Genomic DNA, 15,785 nt, shown 5'->3' with positions numbered 1-15,785 from the left:
TGCGAAATGCTTTTCAGAAAAATTGCCGGAATGGACAGTCTCGCCTAGGCTGGATCACAGTGCAGGAGGAAGCACCATGACCAGTCAGAACCCCATCTTCATTCCCGGCCCCACGAATATCCCCGAGGATCTGCGCAAGGCCGTGGACATGCCCACCATCGACCACCGCTCGCCGGTTTTCGGCCGGATGCTGCATCCCGCGCTGGACGGCGTGAAAAAGGTGCTCAAGACCAGCCGCGCACAGGTCTTCCTGTTCCCCTCGACCGGGACCGGGGGTTGGGAAACCGCGATCACCAACACGCTTTCGCCAGGCGACAAGGTGCTGGCCGCGCGCAACGGCATGTTCAGCCACCGCTGGATCGACATGTGCCAGCGCCACCGCCTTGACGTGGCTTTCGTCGAGACGCCCTGGGGCGAAGGCATCCCCGCCGAGCGTTTCGAAGAGTTCCTGCGCGCCGACAAGGGCCACGAGATCCGCGCGGTTCTCGCGACCCATAACGAGACCGCGACCGGCGTGAAATCCGACATTGCCGCCGTGCGCCGTGCTTTGGACGCGGCGGGTCATCCGGCGATGCTCTTCGTCGACGGCGTCAGTTCGATCGGTTCGATGGATTTCCGCATGGACGAATGGGGCGTCGACATCGCCGTCACCGGCAGCCAAAAGGGCTTCATGCTCCCCCCCGGCCTCGCCATCGTCGGCTTCTCGGAAAAGGCGATGGCGGCGGTCGAGGATGCGAAACTGCCCCGCACCTTCTTCGATATCCGCGACATGGCGACGGGCTATGCCCGGAACGGCTATCCCTATACGCCGCCGGTCGGGCTGATCAACGGGCTGAACATTGCCTGTGAACGCCTGCTCTCCGAGGGACTGGAGCATGTCTTTGCCCGCCACCACCGCATCGCCAGCGGCATCCGCGCCGCCGTCGAGGCTTGGGGGCTGAAGCTTTGCGCCGCCCGCCCCGAGCTTTATTCGGACACGGTCAGCGCGATCCGCATGCCCGAAGGTTTCGACGCCAACCGCTTCGTGTCCCATGCGCTGGAAACCTATGACATGGCCTTCGGGACCGGCCTCGGCGAGGTTGCGGGCAAGGTCTTCCGCATCGGCCATCTTGGCAGCATGACCGACGCCATGGCGCTGTCGGGGATTTCGGTCGCGGAAATGGTCATGGCCGATCTGGGACTGCCGATCCGTCTTGGCTCGGGCGTGGCCGCAGCGCAGGAACATTACCGCCAGTCTACCGTGACGGCTTTGCGGAAGGCTGCCTGAGATGCTGGATCAGATGTATATTCCGTCGCTCTCGGACATGCTGGTCGCGCGGAAGAGGATTGCGCGGCATGTGCATGTGACGCCGGTCCTGACCTCGCGCTTTCTCAATGAGCTGACCGGGGCCGAGCTGTTCTTCAAATGCGAGAACCTGCAAAAGGCCGGGGCCTTTAAGGCGCGCGGGGCCTCGAACGCGGTCTTTGGGTTGAGCGATGAGCAAGCAGCCAAAGGCGTCGCCACCCATTCCAGCGGCAATCACGGCACTTGCCTCAGCTATGCCGCAGGACGCCGGGGCATCCCCTGTACCGTGGTCATGCCGCGCACCGCGCCGCAGGCCAAGAAGGACGCCGTGCGCGGCTATGGCGGGCGGGTCGTCGAATGCGAGCCCTCGACCAGTTCTCGCGAGGCGGTCTTTGCCGAGGTCGTGGCCGAAACGGGGGCGGAGTTCGTCCATCCCTATAACGACTGGCGGGTGATCGCCGGTCAGGCCACCTGCTCGGCGGAACTGGTCGAACAGGCCGAGGGGCTGGATGCCGTGGTTGCCCCGATCGGTGGCGGCGGTATGGTGTCAGGAACCTGCCTGACGCTGTCGAATATCGCGCCGAAGACCCGGATCTATGCCGCCGAGCCGCTGAATGCCGATGACGCCGCGCGCAGCTTCCGTGCCGGGCACATCATCGCGGATGACGCACCCGAAACTGTGGCAGACGGGCTGAAGGTTCCGCTCAAGGAACTGACCTGGCACTTTGTCCGCAATCACGTCACCGACATCCTGACTGCGACCGAAGACGAAATCGTCGAGGCGATGAAGCTGATCTGGAAGCGCATGAAACTCGTGATGGAGCCCTCCAGCGCCGTGCCGCTGGCCACGATCATCAAGAACCGCGACATCTTCGCCGGCCAGCGCGTCGGCATCATCATCACCGGCGGCAATGTCGATCTCGACCGCCTGCCCTGGAACTGAGGACCAGCCATGAACGCACAGAACAAGATCGCGACGGATTTCGCCGGTTTCGAAGTCGGCTATGACATTCCCGCTCTGCCCGGAATGGACGAAAAGGACATCCAGACGCCCTGCCTGATCCTCGATCTGGATGCGCTGGAACGCAACATCAAGAAAATGGGCGATTACGCCAAGGCGCATGGCATGCGCCACCGCAGCCACGGCAAGATGCACAAATCGGTGGACGTCCAGAAACTGCAACAGGAACTGGGCGGTGCGGCGGGTGTCTGCTGTCAGAAGGTCTCGGAAGCCGAGGTCTTTGCCCGTGGCGGCATCAAGGACATTCTGGTCAGCAATCAGGTCCGCGAGCCTGCCAAGATCGACCGCCTGGCGAAGCTTCCGAAATACGGCGCGCGGATCATCGTCTGCGTCGATGACGTTGCAAACGTGGCCGATCTGTCGGCAGCCGCACAGCGCCACGGCACCCAGATCGAATGCTTCATCGAGATCGACTGCGGCGCGGGTCGCTGCGGTGTCACCACCGCGAGCGCCGTGGTCGAGATCGCCAAGGCCATCGACGCCGCACCGGGTCTGAAATTCACCGGCATCCAAGCCTATCAGGGCGCGATGCAGCACATGGAAAGCTTCGTTGACCGCAAGGCCAAGCTTGATGCCGCCATTGCGCAGGTCAAGGAAGCCGTCGCCGCGCTTGAGGAGGCCGGGCTGTCGCCGGAACTCGTCTCGGGTGGCGGCACCGGCAGCTATTATTTCGAGAGCAATTCCGGCGTCTATAACGAACTGCAATGCGGCAGCTACGCCTTCATGGATGCCGATTACGGTCGCATCAAGGACGCGGGCGGTCACCGCATCGACAAGGGCGAATGGGAGAACGCGCTCTTCATCCTGACCTCGGTGATGTCGCACGCCAAGCCCGACAAGGCGATCTGCGACGCGGGGCTCAAGGCGCAATCGGTCGATAGCGGGCTGTCCTTCGTCTTCGGCCGCGACGACGTGGAATATGTCAAATGCTCGGACGAGCATGGCGTCATCGCCGACCCCAAGGGCGTGCTGAAGGTCAATGAGAAGCTGCGCCTCGTGCCGGGCCATTGCGACCCGACCTGCAACGTCCATGATTGGTATGTCGGCGTCCGGAACGGCAAGGTCGAGACGGTCTGGCCGGTCTCGGCCCGCGGAAAGGGCTACTGATGCTGGTCGTTGCGGAAAAGGAAATCGGGGGTCTGATGACCCCCGAGGCGGCCTATGACGCGATCGAGGCGGTCTTCGCCTCGATGGCATCCGATCAGGCTTATAACTTCCCCGTCGTGCGCGAGGCCATCGGCCATGAAGAGGCGCTTTACGGCTTCAAGGGCGGCTTCGACGGATCGGCCTTGACGCTTGGCCTGAAGGCCGGGGGCTATTGGCCGCAGAACCAGAAGCACGGGCTGATCAACCACCAGTCCACGGTCTTCCTCTTCGATGCGGATACCGGGCGGGTCGAGGCGGCGGTGGGCGGCAACCTTCTGACCGCGCTGCGCACGGCGGCGGCCTCGGCGGTCTCGATCCGGCATCTCGCGCCCAAGGGGGCCAAGGTCTTGGGCATGATCGGCGCCGGCCACCAATCGGCCTTTCAGATGCGCGCGGCGGTTCGCGCACATCCGTTCGAGAAGGTGATCGGCTGGAACCCCCATCCCGAGATGCTGACCCGTCTGGCCGATACCGCCGCTGATCTGGGCCTTCCCTTCGAGGCGGTGGACCTGCCGCAGCTTGGGGCGGAAGCCGACGTGATCATCTCGATCACCTCCGCCTTCTCGCCGTTGCTGCTGGACGAGCATGTCAAAGGCCCGACGCATATCGCGGCCATGGGCACCGACACGAAGGGCAAGCAAGAGCTTGACCCGGCGCTGGTCGCCCGCGCGCGTCTGTTCACCGATGAGATCGCGCAATCGATCAGCATCGGCGAGTTCCAGCACGCCATTGCGGCGGGGCTGATTGAGCCATCGTCGATCACCCAGCTTGGCGCAGTGATCAACGGCAGCCATCAGGGCCGCGGGGAGGCGGAACTGACCATCTTCGACGGCACCGGCGTAGGCCTGCAAGACCTCGCCGTCGCCCGCGCCGTCGTGACCCTCGCCCAAGAAAAGGGCCTCGCCCAGAAGGTCGAGATCTGACCTGGGGCAAAGACAGCAAGACATAGGGAGGAGAACCATGTCACTGCCAGAAACCGGCCGGGTCATAGACCCGGTCGAAGAAATCCTGCCGGCACCCCGGCTGTTCACGCTGGGTTTCCAGCATGTGCTTGTCATGTATGCGGGGGCGATTGCCGTGCCCCTGATCGTGGGCCGCGCCCTGCAGCTTTCGCCGCAAGACGTGGCCTTTCTGATTTCAGCCGACCTTTTTGTCTGCGGCATCGTCTCGATCATCCAATCGATGGGCGCGACGCAATGGTTCGGGATCAAGCTGCCGGTGATGATGGGCGTGACCTTTGCCGCCGTCGGGCCGATGGTGTCCATCGCCAGCGCCAATCCGGGGACCGAGGGCGCGCGGATGCTCTTCGGCTCGATCATTGCCGCCGGTGTTATCTCGATCTTCCTCGCTCCTTTTGTCAGCCGTTTGCTGCGTTTCTTTCCCAGCGCTGTGACGGGCACGGTGATTTTGGCGATCGGCGTCAGCCTGATGCCCATCGGCATCAACTGGATTTTTGGTCTGCCGGTCGGCCCGACCGCGCCGAAGCTCGTCGATCCCGCCCAGCAGGACTGGTTGAACGCGGCCATTGCCGCTGGCGGCGTCCCCGAGGGCGTCAAGCTGGTTCCGACAGTGCCGAACCCGGCCTATGCCTCGGCGCAGAACATCATCATCGGTCTGGTCGTGCTGGGCGCGATCCTGGCTCTGTCGCGCTTCGGCAAGGGGTTCGTCTCGAACATCGCGGTGCTGCTCGGCATCGTCGGCGGCGGCGTGCTGGCCGCGAGCATGGGCATGATGCATTTCGAGGCCGTCTCAGAAGCTGCATGGTTCGCGCCGATCAAGCCCTTCCATTTCGGAATGCCGTTGTTTGATCCGGTGATGATCGCCACGATGCTGCTGGTCATGTTTGTGACGATGGTGGAATCGACCGGTATGTTCCTTGCCCTTGGCGAAATCTGCGGCCGCAAGATCACGCCGAAGGCGCTGTCCGCTGGCCTGCGCGTGGACGGTCTGGGCACGGCGCTTGGCGGGCTTTTCAACACCTTCCCCTATACTTCGTTCAGCCAGAACGTCGGCCTTGTCGGCGTGACCGGCATCCGCTCGCGCTTTGTCTGCGTGGCGGGCGGGGTCATCATGATCGTCCTGGGCCTGATCCCCAAGATGGGCGCGCTGGTCGAAAGCCTGCCGACAACCGTTCTGGGCGGCGCGGGTCTGGTGATGTTCGGCATGGTCGCCGCGACCGGCATCCGCATCCTTGCCAATGTGGATTTCGCCGGAAACCGCCACAATCTGTTCATCGTCGCGATCTCGATCGGCATGGCGATGATCCCGATGGTGGCCCCCGACTTCAACCAATGGATGCCACATGCGATCCATCCGCTGATCCATTCCGGTATCCTGCTCGCGACGCTTTCGGCGGTGGCTCTGAACTGGTATTTCAACGGCGCGCCCGAAGCATGCGAGGATGATATCCGCGCCGCTGGCCACGCCGCCGAAGCCCACTGAAAGGACAAGACATGACCCGAACCCTGATCCGCAAGGCCGAGGTGGTCGTCACAATGGACGGAACCCGGCGCGAGATCGCGGGCGGAGACGTTCTCATCGGTGGCGGGGTTATCCTCGCCATCGGCACGAATCTTCCCTCGGACGGTGCGGAAGTGGTCGAGGCCAAGGGCTGCGTCGTCACCCCCGGCCTGATCAACACCCACCACCACCTGTTCCAGACCCTGACCCGCGCCGTGCCCGCCGCACAGGATGCGGCCCTGTTCGGTTGGCTTCGGACGCTTTACCCGATCTGGGCGCGCATGACGCCCGGCGATATCAAACTGTCGGCCAAGGTCGGTCTGGCCGAGCTGGCGCTGTCGGGCTGCACCTGCTCCTCCGACCATCTGTATCTGTTCCCGAATGGCTCGCGGCTGGATGACAGCATCGAGGCGGCTTCGGAAATCGGCATCCGCTTTCACGCCACGCGTGGGGCCATGTCCATCGGCGAAAGCAAGGGTGGTCTGCCGCCGGATGCGCTGGTCGAGGCCGAAGCCTCGATCCTGAAGGATAGCGAGCGCCTTGTCGCTGCCTTCCACGATCCAAACCCCGGCGCGATGGTTCAGGTCGGGCTTGCGCCCTGCTCGCCCTTCTCGGTCAGTCGGGAACTCATGCGCGATGCGGCGATCCTCGCGCGCGAAAAGGGCGTACGTCTGCACACCCATTTGGCCGAGAATGACGAGGATATCGCCTATTCTCTGGAAAATTTCGGTATGTTGCCGGGCGATTACGCCGAAAGCCTCGGCTGGACCGGCGACGATGTCTGGCACGCACATTGCGTGAAGCTCTCGGACAAGGAAATCGACCTCTTCGCCCGCACCGGTACCGGCGTTGCCCATTGTCCCTGCTCGAATGCGCGACTGGCCTCGGGGATTGCCCCGATCCGCCAGATGCGGGATGCGGGCGTGCCGGTGGGCTTGGGCGTTGATGGCTCGGCCTCGAATGATTGTTCGCATCTGGGCCTTGAGGCACGTCAGGCCATGCTGATGGCGCGGCTGAAAAACGGCGCCGCCGCGATGGGTGCGCGCGAGGCGCTGGAGATCGCGACCCTTGGCGGTGCCCGTGTCCTTGGCCGCAGCGATCTTGGCAGCCTTGCGCCCGGAATGCGCGCAGATCTGGTCCTGTGGGACATTACCGAGCTTGCGGCAGCGGGCGAATGGGACCCGGTCGCGGCACTGGTCTTTTGCGCGCCGATGCGTGCCAAATCCGTCTATGTCGAAGGCCGCGCGGTCGTGCGCGACCACCACCTTCTGACCGCAGACACCCGCAAACTGAACGATGAGGCCCGCACGGCCACCATCCGCCTCGCCAATTGAAAGGACCCATGATGGCCGGCTTTCTCACGACCCATGTACTCGATACCGCCAAGGGCGCGCCTGCGCAGGGCATGAAGATCGAGCTTTTCCGTCTCGACCCCGAGCGTCGTCTCATCAAGGAAACCGTCACCAACCATGACGGTCGTACGGACGCCCAGATCCTGCCCGAAACCGAGTTCGAAACCGGCGAATATGAACTTCTGTTCCATGTCGGCGCATGGCTCGACGCACAGGGGCATGAGGCGGCGAAACCCCGCTTCCTCGACGTGATCCCTCTGCGTTTTGGCATGTCCGAGCAGGACCATTACCACGTGCCGCTGCTGATCTCGCCCTATGGCTATTCGACTTATCGCGGCAGCTGATCGCCCCTTGCGCCATGGCGCTGCCTCGGGCTGACCTGCGACAGGGTCGGCCCTTCCCTGCGGACGCGTGCCGGTACGATTTCACGCAATTTTAACGGCCCGCCGCCTGCATTTTCACGCCGCAATGACGGCTGTCTGCGAAAAGCTTTGGAACGAAACCCGTTCCATAGGCCAGACGATGTCCATAAGAACCCTCATTTGCCACCGTGACAAAGCGCAGATCCGGCAATCGCGCCTGCCGGCCTGCGTTGCGGATCGGCTGAACGCCTATCTGATGCGCGATATTGGCGTCGATCCCGGCCGGATCATGTGGTCCGAGCCCGGCGCATCCTTGATGCTTGACACCGAACAGAGCCACGGCTCTGCACCTCAACGCCCGGCACTCGGCATGGGGCCTGCGGGCGGCATCCTTATCATGGGAAAACTGAAATGATCCGGATCCTGAACAAATCGCGGCAACCGGCCAGGCGCTGCCCGGCCCAGGACGGCAAGCCCTGCCCCTATGCAAGTTCCTGCCCGATGCTGATCTGCAGCCGGGAATTGCGCAGCCACCGGCTGGGCCTCGACCTCAGCGGCGGGGATTGCCGCTGAGATCCGACTAGTTTCACTCGCGCTCGGCAATGCGTCTTTCGACGGCGTCCCAGATCAGCGCGGCAGCATTGATCCCGTCGAAACGCTCGAGTTCCTGAATGCCGGTCGGAGAGGTCACGTTGATTTCGGTCAGCCATCCGTCAATCACGTCGATTCCGGTAAAAAGTAGACCCTTTTCGCGCAGGACCGGGCCGATGATCGCACAGATCTCGCGCTCGCGCTCGGTCAATCCGACCTTTTCGGGCCGTCCCCCCACATGCATGTTGGAACGCGCCTCACCTGCGGCCGGAACGCGGTTGATTGCCCCGACCGGTTCGCCATCGACAAGGATGATGCGCTTGTCGCCCTTGACGACCTCGGGCAGGTATCTCTGCGCGATGACCGGCTCGCGATTGATCCCCGAGAAGGTCTCGACAAGCGAGGACAGGTTCGGATCATTCGGCCGCAGGTGAAAGATCCCTGCGCCGCCATTGCCGTAAAGCGGCTTCACGATAATGTCGCCATGACGTTCGCGGAAGGCACGGATCTGGGCGATGTCACGGGTGATGACCGTCGGCGGAGTCAGGTCCGGAAAATCCAGCACGAGCAGTTTTTCCGGGCAGTTGCGCACCCAGAAAGGATCGTTGACGACGAAGGTTTGGGGATGGGCGCGGTCCAGCAGATGGGTATTGGTGATATAGCCCATGTCGAATGGCGGGTCCTGCCGCAGCCAGACGACGTCGAATTCCGACAGGTCCATCTCGGCCCAATCGCCGAAAGTGACATGGTTCCCCTGCTCGCGGCGCAAAGTCACGGGACGGCCCTTTGCGATCAGGCGGCCCTCGACATAGCTGAGCCGGTCGGCCGTGTATTGAAACAGGCGATGGCCACGGGCCTCGGCTTCAAGCCCCAGTCGGAAAGTGCTGTCCCCTTCGATCGAGACATGCTCGATCGGGTCCATCTGGAGGGCAACGAAAAGGTTCATGCGGAATGCTCCAGTCAAGTTCGACCGGTGTTGTGACTTGGGTAGATGCGCTTTGCAAGCTTCGGACCGGCCGGGCCAGCCAAAAAGCGGCAAGGCGCCATGCCCGCGCCCCGCAGGGACCGGAAATTCATCAGCGATTTTCGGGGGAAAGATGGTACCGCCTCCCCGGCTCGAACGGGGGACCTCTAGATCCACAATCTAGCGCTCTAACCAACTGAGCTAAGGCGGCACTGGGGGCGTAATATAACCGGATTCCGGGGGGTGCAACCCTGTCTTGCCGGAAATCTTCACCTGAAGTAAGAAATTTTCTCAGGTCAGCAACAGAAGCCGGAAGGGCCAGACATGGGCATCAACAGCGAAAGCGAAATCGCCGCGAATATCCAGATCGGACCCACCGATCGCGGCATGGTTCGCATCTATATCGAGGGCGACGGCGTCGACCTTCCCCTGGATTTCGATCCCGAGGAGGCCGAGGAAATCGCCGAGGAACTGCTGGCGGCGGCAGAAGCCGCGCGCGACATGGCGGGCAAAAGCGGCAAGCCCGGGAAAAAACCTAGGCGCTGAACGCGTGGGGATCGGTCAGGGCCAGCAGACGGGTCGTCGAGACCCGGGAAATGTCCCGCAGGATCCGGCTGCGGCGGGCTGCCGCAAGCCGGGTCTCGGGCGCCATGCGGATCATCTCGGCGCCCCAGCCATCCGCCCGGATCAGGCCACCCCCCTCGGGCAGAAGCGCGTCCGGGAAATCCGGGTCGACGGCCCAGAAGAAACGGTCGCAATATGCCAGATAGCTTTGCCATTTGCGGTCCGAGACAAAATCGGCCCGGCAACTCTTGCATTCGATGACCCAGATCTCGCCCTTTGGGCTGATCGAGACGACATCGACACGCAATCCCGGTTGCGGAACGAATTCCGACAGCGCGGCATGTCCCATCGAGGTCAAGAGGCGCGACACGCCGCGCGCAAGGCGCTGGCCGGGCTTCAATGCGGTGAGTTCATCGCTGGTGGGATCTGGATCACTCATTGGATAAACATGAACTAAAGCAGAACATCCTGCAAGCAGCACCTGGCCCCGCTTGCACCCGGGGCACAGCCATCCTATCTAGGCCAAGGCGGGTTTCTGCTCTTCGCGTGCGCGGCCTTTTTTTCCACTGGCCTATAATTTCACCGAGGGGGCTGGCTCTGTCGAGGCCCTGGTCTCGTTACCTGGTCCCCACCTGGACATCCAGGCTTTCGGGGAAACCTGCGCTGCCACGGTTGCTGCGGTTCCCGCCACTTCTTCCCCTGTCCTCGCAAGAAAAAAGGGCGGCCCGAAGGCCACCCAGACTTTGAGAGAGAAGGGAAGTAGGGGTCTTAGAAGCCATAGACCAGCGAGACGCCCACCGTATTGTCGGTACGGATCGCACGGTCCGAAACATATTCGGTCTTGTACGAGATCCGCGTCGCGAAAGCATCCGACATCTTGAAGTTCAGACCAAGGTCGTTGGTCGCGGTGTCGTTGCTGTCCGAGGTCAGGTAGTCGGTGTCGTTGGTCAGATAGAACGTGTCGTTGAACTTGTGATAGAAGCGCGACGACACGAGATAACCCACGCCGGTATCCGAATCTTTTTCAAGCGTTTCGGCGACGGGGTCGATCACATCGACCTGCTTCGTATAGCGTATGCCGACAGCGGCCTGCACGCGCCAGGCGGTGGTTTCGTTGTTGATCACCCTGTAGCCCGGACCGATACCGAAATAGGCGTCACGCTCCATCCGGCCATCGAGATCATCGAACGTATCCCCGTCATCCAGGCTGATCGGGTCATCGGCCAGCGCATCGGTGGTCAGACGACCGAGGGCAAAGGCGTAGAAGTTGGGATTGATATTGTACATGCCCTCATAGATGGTCGAGGTCTTGTCCGTATCCTTGTCCCCGTTATTGTCCTCGCCATATTCAAGCAGGATCCCGACCGACTGCGAGAAGGCACCCGCATTGCTGGACAGGCGGCCCGACAGGCTGAAGTCCTGGTTTTCAGTGTTGCCGGTGCGACCGACATAGCTGAGCGCGATCGAACCGAAAACGCCTTCCTGACGTTCGGGGGGGCCAAAGCGATAGGCATCCGAGGAGCGGTCGAAATCGTCGCGAACGGCTTCTTCGACGTCTTTCATCCCCTCGTTGACTTCCGAGATGCCGGTTGCATTCGCGCCGGTGGCGATCTCCTGTTGCGCAAAGGCGGGCGAAGAAAACGCCACTGCCAGGGCGGATGCGCCAGCGAGGTAAGCAAGAGCTTTCATCTTCTGAGTCCTTCTAACCGTGTCCGTGAGGCCACTGCTCTGGTCCTCACGAGCATCACTGCTGGACAAGAAATAAATCGTCGGGATTTGCGCATAAAGGCTCGGGCCAACCTGCAATTTGATCGCGGAAACGTGAATAGAACGTCACGTTTTCCTGTCAGCGGAAATCCGCTCGCTGATTTTCGTGATGGAACTACCCATCGCCATTTGGGCGCATTCGCCTTTTTTCTGCAAAATGAACAAATAAGCCGGAACGGCCGGATGCAGCCTGGGGTTGAAATCTCGCCTTAGAACTGCAATAAAAGCCAGTTGCTCTGAAGCTGTGCAGTTTTGCCGGCCTGATCGGGCGCAGCGATCTGTTGCAATTTATCCACAGAAGCGCCGAATCTCCGTGTCCTTAGCGTGACAATTGCCTCCGACCTGACCTTTCGGACAGGTGGCCGACGCCATGCGGGACCGCTCGCCGCGACTCGCACAGAGCGCGATCTGGTCCAATTCGATGCGTTTTCCCGCGCCGCGGACGCGAGTCGCCTTCCGACATCAGCATGATGCGGATGCCGAATTGCACCCCCGAGAAGAGCAGCGCGTGAAAAAAGGTCAGCAGGAGCAGGCCAACAAGCCCCGAACCGCTGCCCAATAGCAGATGGCGCAATCCGGCGGAATCAAAGCCCAGCAGCAAGGCGACGAAGACAACGGCCAAAACCCCGCCGATGACGGTGCTGCGCAGGTAGAGGCGGATCAGGCCTGGCATGAAAAACGGGCCTCGCTGCTGGTTGCGAAGCCCGATGATAATGCAAAAGCGCGATTTTCGAAAGCGCCGTGGTCAGAACGCCTCGGGACGCGCCTCTCGGGCCATGTGATCCAGAACCGCATTGACGAATTTTCCCTCGCGGCCTTCGGGGAAGAAGGCCTGCGCCACGCGGACATATTCCGTGATGACGACCTTGGGCGGGGTGCCGGTCTCGACCAGCTCGGCCCCGGCGGCGCGGAAGAGCGCGCGCAGGACCGGGTCGATCCGGTCGATTGGCCATTTCGCGACCAGCGCGCGGTCGGTCATCTGGTCGATGCGCGACTGGCGGTTCACCGCCTCGTCGATGATGCGGCCGAACAGGACGCCATCGGCCTCGATCGAGACCATATCCTCGTCCTCGTCGGTCCGGCCGATGCGCCATTGCCGGAATTCGGCCATGACGCGATCGGCCGATTGGCCACCGGCTTCCATCTGGAACAGCGCCTGAACCGCATAGAGGCGCGCGGCCGAGGTCCGGGCCTGCCGCTCTGCACGTTCTTCCGGGCTGCGCCGGTTACCACCTTGTCCGCTCATGCGCGTGTCTGTCCTTCCAGTTCACCCGCGAGGCGGATGATGTCTTGTTGTGTCTTGCCCGAAAGCTCGGCCGCGCTGCGCCCCTCGAAGCGGCGTTTCAGCGCGATCAGATGCAATGCCGCAGCGGCCGCGCCGCCGCCCTTGTTCTGACCATGAGGATCGGCGCGAACTTCGGCCTGCGCGTAATTCTCGACGGTCAGGATGCCATTGCCGATGCAATGGCCCTGAAGACCCAGCAGGGTCACGCCGCGCGAACTGTCGTTGCAGACCGTGTCGTAATGCGTCGTCTCGCCACGGATCACGCAGCCAAGCGCCACATAGCCGTCATAGAGCCCGCGCGCCGCCGCCAGCCCGATCGCGGTCGGAACCTCCAGCGCGCCGGGAACCTCGATCAGGTCCACCGTCGCGCCCGCGGCCTCGGCGACCGCTTTCGCGCCCGAGATCAGCCCGTCGGCGATCTGGCGGTAATAGGGCGCGACCACGATCAGCAGCTTCGCGCCGCCTTCGATCTGGGGCAGCGGCAGCTGGTAATGTTCGATGCTGGCGGCCATGGCTTACTCTTTCGGAATCGGACGGGTGGAATGGATCGAAAGCCCGTAGGCGTCAAGCCCGACCACCTTAACTGGCGCCGAATTGGTCAAAAGAACAAGCTCGGACAGCCCGAGCGAGGACAGAATCTGCGCCCCCAGCCCGTATTGGCGCAGGACATGGGGCGAAACCTCGCCCTGAAGGGGAAGCTTGCGCTCCAGATCGCGGAACAGGACCACAACGCCCCTGCCCTCTTGTCCGATCAGCCGCATCGCGGCGGAAAGCTCGCCCGCGTCCAGACGACCGATGCCAAGCACATCATGCAGCGGGTCAAGCGCGTGCATCCGCACGAGGACCGGGCCGGGTTGCGCCAGATCACCCTTGGTCAGGACGATGTGCTCTGCACCCGAGGTTTCATCCGCGAAAACCCGCATCATCCAATCGCCGCCATGCACGGATTGCACTGCGCGTTGTGCGCGTTCGGCGATGAGGTTGTCATGGCGGCGGCGATAGGCGATCAGGTCGCTGATCGTCCCGATCTTGAGCCCGTGTTTCTGCGCAAAGGCAATCAGATCGGGCAGGCGCGCCATGGTGCCGTCTTCGTTCATGATCTCGCAGATCACGCCCGCAGGGTTCAGTCCGGCCAGGCGCGAGACATCGACCGCCGCTTCGGTATGGCCCGCGCGGACCAGCACGCCGCCATCGCGGGCGCGCAGCGGAAAGATATGGCCCGGCGTCGCGATATCGGCAGCGCCCTTGGTCGGGTCGATCGCGACCGCGATCGTATGCGCGCGGTCATGGGCCGAGATCCCGGTCGTGACGCCTTCGCGGGCCTCGATCGACATGGTAAAGGCAGTTTCATGGCGGCTGGAATTCTTGGGGCTCATCAGCGGCAGGCCGAGCGCGTCGATACGCTGGCCCGGCATCGCGAGACAGATCAGACCGCGGCCATGCATGGCCATGAAATTGATCGCCTCGGGCGTGGCCATCTGGGCGGGGATGACCAGATCGCCCTCATTCTCGCGGTCCTCGTGGTCGACAAGGATGAACATGCGGCCGTTGCGGGCCTCGTTGATGATCTCTTCGATCCGCGAGATCGCGTCCGACCAGTCGCGCTCGACGGGTCCGGGTTTTTCATACTGCATCCGCAACTCCTGCAAAGAAGGCCTGGCCGGTCACGAATCCCGCAAGCCCGCCCGCCGTCATCATCTCGCGCTCATGCGCGGTCTCCCCGATCATCAGAACGGCATCGCCCGGAAGGCGCTGCGCTCTGAGCCAGGTTTTCATCTCGTCCCGTATCGCGGCCCAGTTGCTGCCGAAAGGGGGCAGCTCGCGCCAGGATACCGCACCCATCTGGCGCGCGAGGAACGCGGGCGCAAGGCCCGGCGCGCAGCCCAGATGCGGTGACGCGGCGGCGGTCGCGATCCGCCTCGTCACGCCGGTGGGCAAGGTCTGCGCCGCGCGGAACATGCCAAGCGCGTTCGAGGAATAGAGAAAGGCCACGAGGTCGCGGCCCGTCGAGGCGCGAACCCCGGCATAGGTCTTGTAATCCAGCCCCAGTTCCTTGGCGCGCCGCACCTGCATCCGCACGACCTCGATGGGCAGGCGCGCGCCCAGAAGCTCGCGCCGGGCGACGCCCCAGCAATGCGCCCGATAGCTGCTGCCGAGCCCCGGTCCGCCATTATGGCCGAGCCCGGCCATTACCCCGCCTCGGCCAGTCGCGCGACATAGCGCGCCAGCGTGTCGATTTCGAGGTTCACCCGGTCGCCCGGCCTGACCGTGCCCCAGGTCGTCGCCGCCTGGGTATGGGGAATGACATTGATCCCGAAGCGCGCGCCCTCGACCTCGTTCACGGTCAGCGAGGTGCCGTTCAGCGCAACCGAGCCTTTGGGCGCGATGAAGCGGGCCAGCGTCTCGGGGGCACGCAGGGCGATCCGGGTGCTTTCCCCCTCGTCATGCATTTCTTCGATCAGCGCGACGCCATCGACATGGCCGGACACGATATGCCCGCCCAACTCGTCGCCCACCCGAAGCGCGCGTTCGAGGTTTACCCGCCTGCCCTCGGACCAGCCATCCGCGCCGATATTCGTCTTGGACAGGGTCTCGGCCGAAATATCGACATCGAACCAGTCCGGCCCCTTGTCGACCACGGTAAGGCAGACGCCATCGCAGGCGATGGATGCGCCGATCTCGACGCCGCTCATGTCGTAATGGCAGGCGATGCGCGCCCGCAGATCCCCGCGCATCTCGACGCGGCTTACGGTTCCGATATCGGTGATGATCCCGGTGAACATCCCTGCCCCCATCCGAATAACTGCGCCGAGACCTAGAGCTTTGCTGCGCGTTCTTCAAGCGAAGCCATGCTCAGGCGGGGCCAAAGCGGCGGAAAGGTCGTGACAGTCTCGCGATTTCGTGCATTGAGTCCGGAAATGACGACCGCTTTCGAAACTTTCTCGACTTCCGTGACTGCCGCAGCAGGAAACCACCGTGGCAACCCGA

19 protein-coding genes and 1 tRNA gene are annotated in these 15,785 nt (G+C 63.0%); 10 read left to right on the top strand and 10 right to left on the bottom strand.

All coding sequences use genetic code 11. The features are described from left to right. Positions 1 to 76: 76 nt before the first annotated feature. From bhcA to ESZ60_RS20795, 9 genes are all read left to right on the top strand, one after another. Positions 77 to 1,267 (top strand): L-aspartate--glyoxylate aminotransferase BhcA, encoded by a 1,191-nt coding sequence (gene bhcA, locus ESZ60_RS14040; protein ID WP_134681358.1) that lies wholly within the window; start codon positions 77 to 79, stop codon positions 1,265 to 1,267. A gap of 1 nt (position 1,268) precedes the next feature. Continuing rightward, positions 1,269 to 2,228 (top strand): beta-hydroxyaspartate dehydratase BhcB, encoded by a 960-nt coding sequence (gene bhcB / locus ESZ60_RS14035; RefSeq protein ID WP_209021301.1) that lies wholly within the window; start codon positions 1,269 to 1,271, stop codon positions 2,226 to 2,228. 9 nt (positions 2,229 to 2,237) lie between these two features. Next, the gene (gene bhcC / locus ESZ60_RS14030) at positions 2,238 to 3,413 is read left to right on the top strand and encodes a 3-hydroxy-D-aspartate aldolase BhcC (protein WP_134681357.1); all 1,176 of its coding nucleotides are present in this window, start codon (positions 2,238 to 2,240) and stop codon (positions 3,411 to 3,413) included. Continuing rightward, complete coding sequence (gene bhcD, locus ESZ60_RS14025) at positions 3,413 to 4,375, top strand: iminosuccinate reductase BhcD (RefSeq protein ID WP_134681356.1); 963 nt, start codon at positions 3,413 to 3,415, stop codon at positions 4,373 to 4,375. Before bhcC ends, bhcD begins: the two co-directional genes overlap by 1 nt. A gap of 37 nt (positions 4,376 to 4,412) precedes the next feature. Beyond that, positions 4,413 to 5,894, top strand: coding sequence for a nucleobase:cation symporter-2 family protein (locus tag ESZ60_RS14020; protein ID WP_134681355.1), 1,482 nt, complete (start codon positions 4,413 to 4,415; stop codon positions 5,892 to 5,894). A gap of 11 nt (positions 5,895 to 5,905) precedes the next feature. Then, positions 5,906 to 7,246 (top strand): 8-oxoguanine deaminase, encoded by a 1,341-nt coding sequence (locus tag ESZ60_RS14015; RefSeq protein WP_134681354.1) that lies wholly within the window; start codon positions 5,906 to 5,908, stop codon positions 7,244 to 7,246. A gap of 11 nt (positions 7,247 to 7,257) precedes the next feature. After that, entirely contained in the window at positions 7,258 to 7,608 is a 351-nt protein-coding gene (gene uraH / locus ESZ60_RS14010) for a hydroxyisourate hydrolase (RefSeq protein WP_134681393.1), read from the top strand. A 67-nt stretch (positions 7,609 to 7,675) separates the two neighbouring features. Then, entirely contained in the window at positions 7,676 to 8,041 is a 366-nt protein-coding gene (locus ESZ60_RS14005) for a hypothetical protein (RefSeq protein WP_134681353.1), read from the top strand. Next, positions 8,038 to 8,199, top strand: coding sequence for a hypothetical protein (locus ESZ60_RS20795; RefSeq protein ID WP_167620156.1), 162 nt, complete (start codon positions 8,038 to 8,040; stop codon positions 8,197 to 8,199). The genes ESZ60_RS14005 and ESZ60_RS20795 overlap by 4 nt, the downstream gene beginning before the upstream one ends. A gap of 13 nt (positions 8,200 to 8,212) precedes the next feature. Here the strand turns inward: ESZ60_RS20795 and gshB are convergent, their stop codons facing one another. Then, complete coding sequence (gshB, locus tag ESZ60_RS14000; RefSeq protein WP_134681352.1) at positions 8,213 to 9,163, bottom strand: glutathione synthase; 951 nt, start codon at positions 9,161 to 9,163, stop codon at positions 8,213 to 8,215. Positions 9,164 to 9,315: 152 nt separating this feature from the next. Further along, positions 9,316 to 9,392 (bottom strand) — tRNA-His (locus tag ESZ60_RS13995). Positions 9,393 to 9,505: 113 nt separating this feature from the next. Between ESZ60_RS13995 and ESZ60_RS13990 the strand changes: the two genes are divergently transcribed. Next, entirely contained in the window at positions 9,506 to 9,727 is a 222-nt protein-coding gene (locus ESZ60_RS13990; RefSeq protein ID WP_134681351.1) for a DUF6324 family protein, read from the top strand. Here the strand turns inward: ESZ60_RS13990 and ESZ60_RS13985 are convergent. The 8 genes from ESZ60_RS13985 to ESZ60_RS13950 form a co-directional block, all read right to left on the bottom strand. Then, positions 9,717 to 10,184 carry an MmcB family DNA repair protein gene (locus ESZ60_RS13985; protein WP_134681350.1) on the bottom strand — a complete coding sequence of 156 codons (468 nt, stop codon included), beginning with the start codon at positions 10,182 to 10,184 and terminating at the stop codon, positions 9,717 to 9,719. The two genes, ESZ60_RS13990 and ESZ60_RS13985, sit on opposite strands and share 11 nt — an antisense overlap. A 329-nt stretch (positions 10,185 to 10,513) precedes the next feature. Next, positions 10,514 to 11,434: a DUF481 domain-containing protein gene (locus tag ESZ60_RS13980; RefSeq protein WP_134681349.1), complete on the bottom strand. Its 921-nt coding sequence runs from the start codon at positions 11,432 to 11,434 to the stop codon at positions 10,514 to 10,516. A gap of 397 nt (positions 11,435 to 11,831) precedes the next feature. Beyond that, the gene (locus ESZ60_RS13975) at positions 11,832 to 12,185 is read right to left on the bottom strand and encodes a hypothetical protein (protein WP_134681348.1); all 354 of its coding nucleotides are present in this window, start codon (positions 12,183 to 12,185) and stop codon (positions 11,832 to 11,834) included. Positions 12,186 to 12,257: 72 nt separating this feature from the next. Continuing rightward, on the bottom strand, positions 12,258 to 12,758 hold the full coding sequence (gene nusB / locus ESZ60_RS13970) for a transcription antitermination factor NusB (RefSeq protein ID WP_134681347.1): 501 nt from the start codon (positions 12,756 to 12,758) through the stop codon (positions 12,258 to 12,260). Further along, a complete protein-coding gene (locus tag ESZ60_RS13965; RefSeq protein WP_134681346.1) occupies positions 12,755 to 13,309 on the bottom strand; it encodes a 6,7-dimethyl-8-ribityllumazine synthase in 555 nt (184 codons plus the stop codon). The genes nusB and ESZ60_RS13965 overlap by 4 nt, the downstream gene beginning before the upstream one ends. A 3-nt stretch (positions 13,310 to 13,312) precedes the next feature. Further along, entirely contained in the window at positions 13,313 to 14,431 is a 1,119-nt protein-coding gene (ribB, locus tag ESZ60_RS13960; protein WP_134681345.1) for a 3,4-dihydroxy-2-butanone-4-phosphate synthase, read from the bottom strand. Beyond that, positions 14,421 to 14,987 carry a hypothetical protein gene (locus ESZ60_RS13955; RefSeq protein ID WP_134681344.1) on the bottom strand — a complete coding sequence of 189 codons (567 nt, stop codon included), beginning with the start codon at positions 14,985 to 14,987 and terminating at the stop codon, positions 14,421 to 14,423. Before ESZ60_RS13955 ends, ribB begins: the two co-directional genes overlap by 11 nt. After that, positions 14,987 to 15,580 carry a riboflavin synthase gene (locus tag ESZ60_RS13950; protein ID WP_134681343.1) on the bottom strand — a complete coding sequence of 198 codons (594 nt, stop codon included), beginning with the start codon at positions 15,578 to 15,580 and terminating at the stop codon, positions 14,987 to 14,989. The genes ESZ60_RS13955 and ESZ60_RS13950 overlap by 1 nt, the downstream gene beginning before the upstream one ends. Positions 15,581 to 15,785 lie beyond the last annotated feature (205 nt).

Origin of the sequence: Paracoccus ravus, assembly GCF_004522175.1 — a bacterium.
Lineage (GTDB): Bacteria > Pseudomonadota > Alphaproteobacteria > Rhodobacterales > Rhodobacteraceae > Paracoccus > Paracoccus ravus.
Note: the sequence above shows the minus strand (reverse complement) of the source record. Positions and strands in the feature narration are given on the sequence as shown.

Coding starts and splice junctions, on each gene's coding strand:
- ESZ60_RS13980 (WP_134681349.1), bottom strand. CDS start 11,434: ATGAAAGCTCTTGCTTACCTCGCTGGCGCATCCGCCCTGGCAGTGGCG.
- bhcD (WP_134681356.1), top strand. CDS start 3,413: ATGCTGGTCGTTGCGGAAAAGGAAATCGGGGGTCTGATGACCCCCGAG.
- bhcB (WP_209021301.1), top strand. CDS start 1,269: ATGCTGGATCAGATGTATATTCCGTCGCTCTCGGACATGCTGGTCGCG.
- gshB (WP_134681352.1), bottom strand. CDS start 9,163: ATGAACCTTTTCGTTGCCCTCCAGATGGACCCGATCGAGCATGTCTCG.
- bhcC (WP_134681357.1), top strand. CDS start 2,238: ATGAACGCACAGAACAAGATCGCGACGGATTTCGCCGGTTTCGAAGTC.
- uraH (WP_134681393.1), top strand. CDS start 7,258: ATGGCCGGCTTTCTCACGACCCATGTACTCGATACCGCCAAGGGCGCG.
- ESZ60_RS13965 (WP_134681346.1), bottom strand. CDS start 13,309: ATGGCCGCCAGCATCGAACATTACCAGCTGCCGCTGCCCCAGATCGAA.
- ESZ60_RS13990 (WP_134681351.1), top strand. CDS start 9,506: ATGGGCATCAACAGCGAAAGCGAAATCGCCGCGAATATCCAGATCGGA.
- nusB (WP_134681347.1), bottom strand. CDS start 12,758: ATGAGCGGACAAGGTGGTAACCGGCGCAGCCCGGAAGAACGTGCAGAG.
- ESZ60_RS13985 (WP_134681350.1), bottom strand. CDS start 10,184: ATGAGTGATCCAGATCCCACCAGCGATGAACTCACCGCATTGAAGCCC.
- ribB (WP_134681345.1), bottom strand. CDS start 14,431: ATGCAGTATGAAAAACCCGGACCCGTCGAGCGCGACTGGTCGGACGCG.
- bhcA (WP_134681358.1), top strand. CDS start 77: ATGACCAGTCAGAACCCCATCTTCATTCCCGGCCCCACGAATATCCCC.
- ESZ60_RS13975 (WP_134681348.1), bottom strand. CDS start 12,185: ATGCCAGGCCTGATCCGCCTCTACCTGCGCAGCACCGTCATCGGCGGG.
- ESZ60_RS20795 (WP_167620156.1), top strand. CDS start 8,038: ATGATCCGGATCCTGAACAAATCGCGGCAACCGGCCAGGCGCTGCCCG.
- ESZ60_RS14020 (WP_134681355.1), top strand. CDS start 4,413: ATGTCACTGCCAGAAACCGGCCGGGTCATAGACCCGGTCGAAGAAATC.
- ESZ60_RS13955 (WP_134681344.1), bottom strand. CDS start 14,987: ATGGCCGGGCTCGGCCATAATGGCGGACCGGGGCTCGGCAGCAGCTAT.
- ESZ60_RS14015 (WP_134681354.1), top strand. CDS start 5,906: ATGACCCGAACCCTGATCCGCAAGGCCGAGGTGGTCGTCACAATGGAC.
- ESZ60_RS13950 (WP_134681343.1), bottom strand. CDS start 15,580: ATGTTCACCGGGATCATCACCGATATCGGAACCGTAAGCCGCGTCGAG.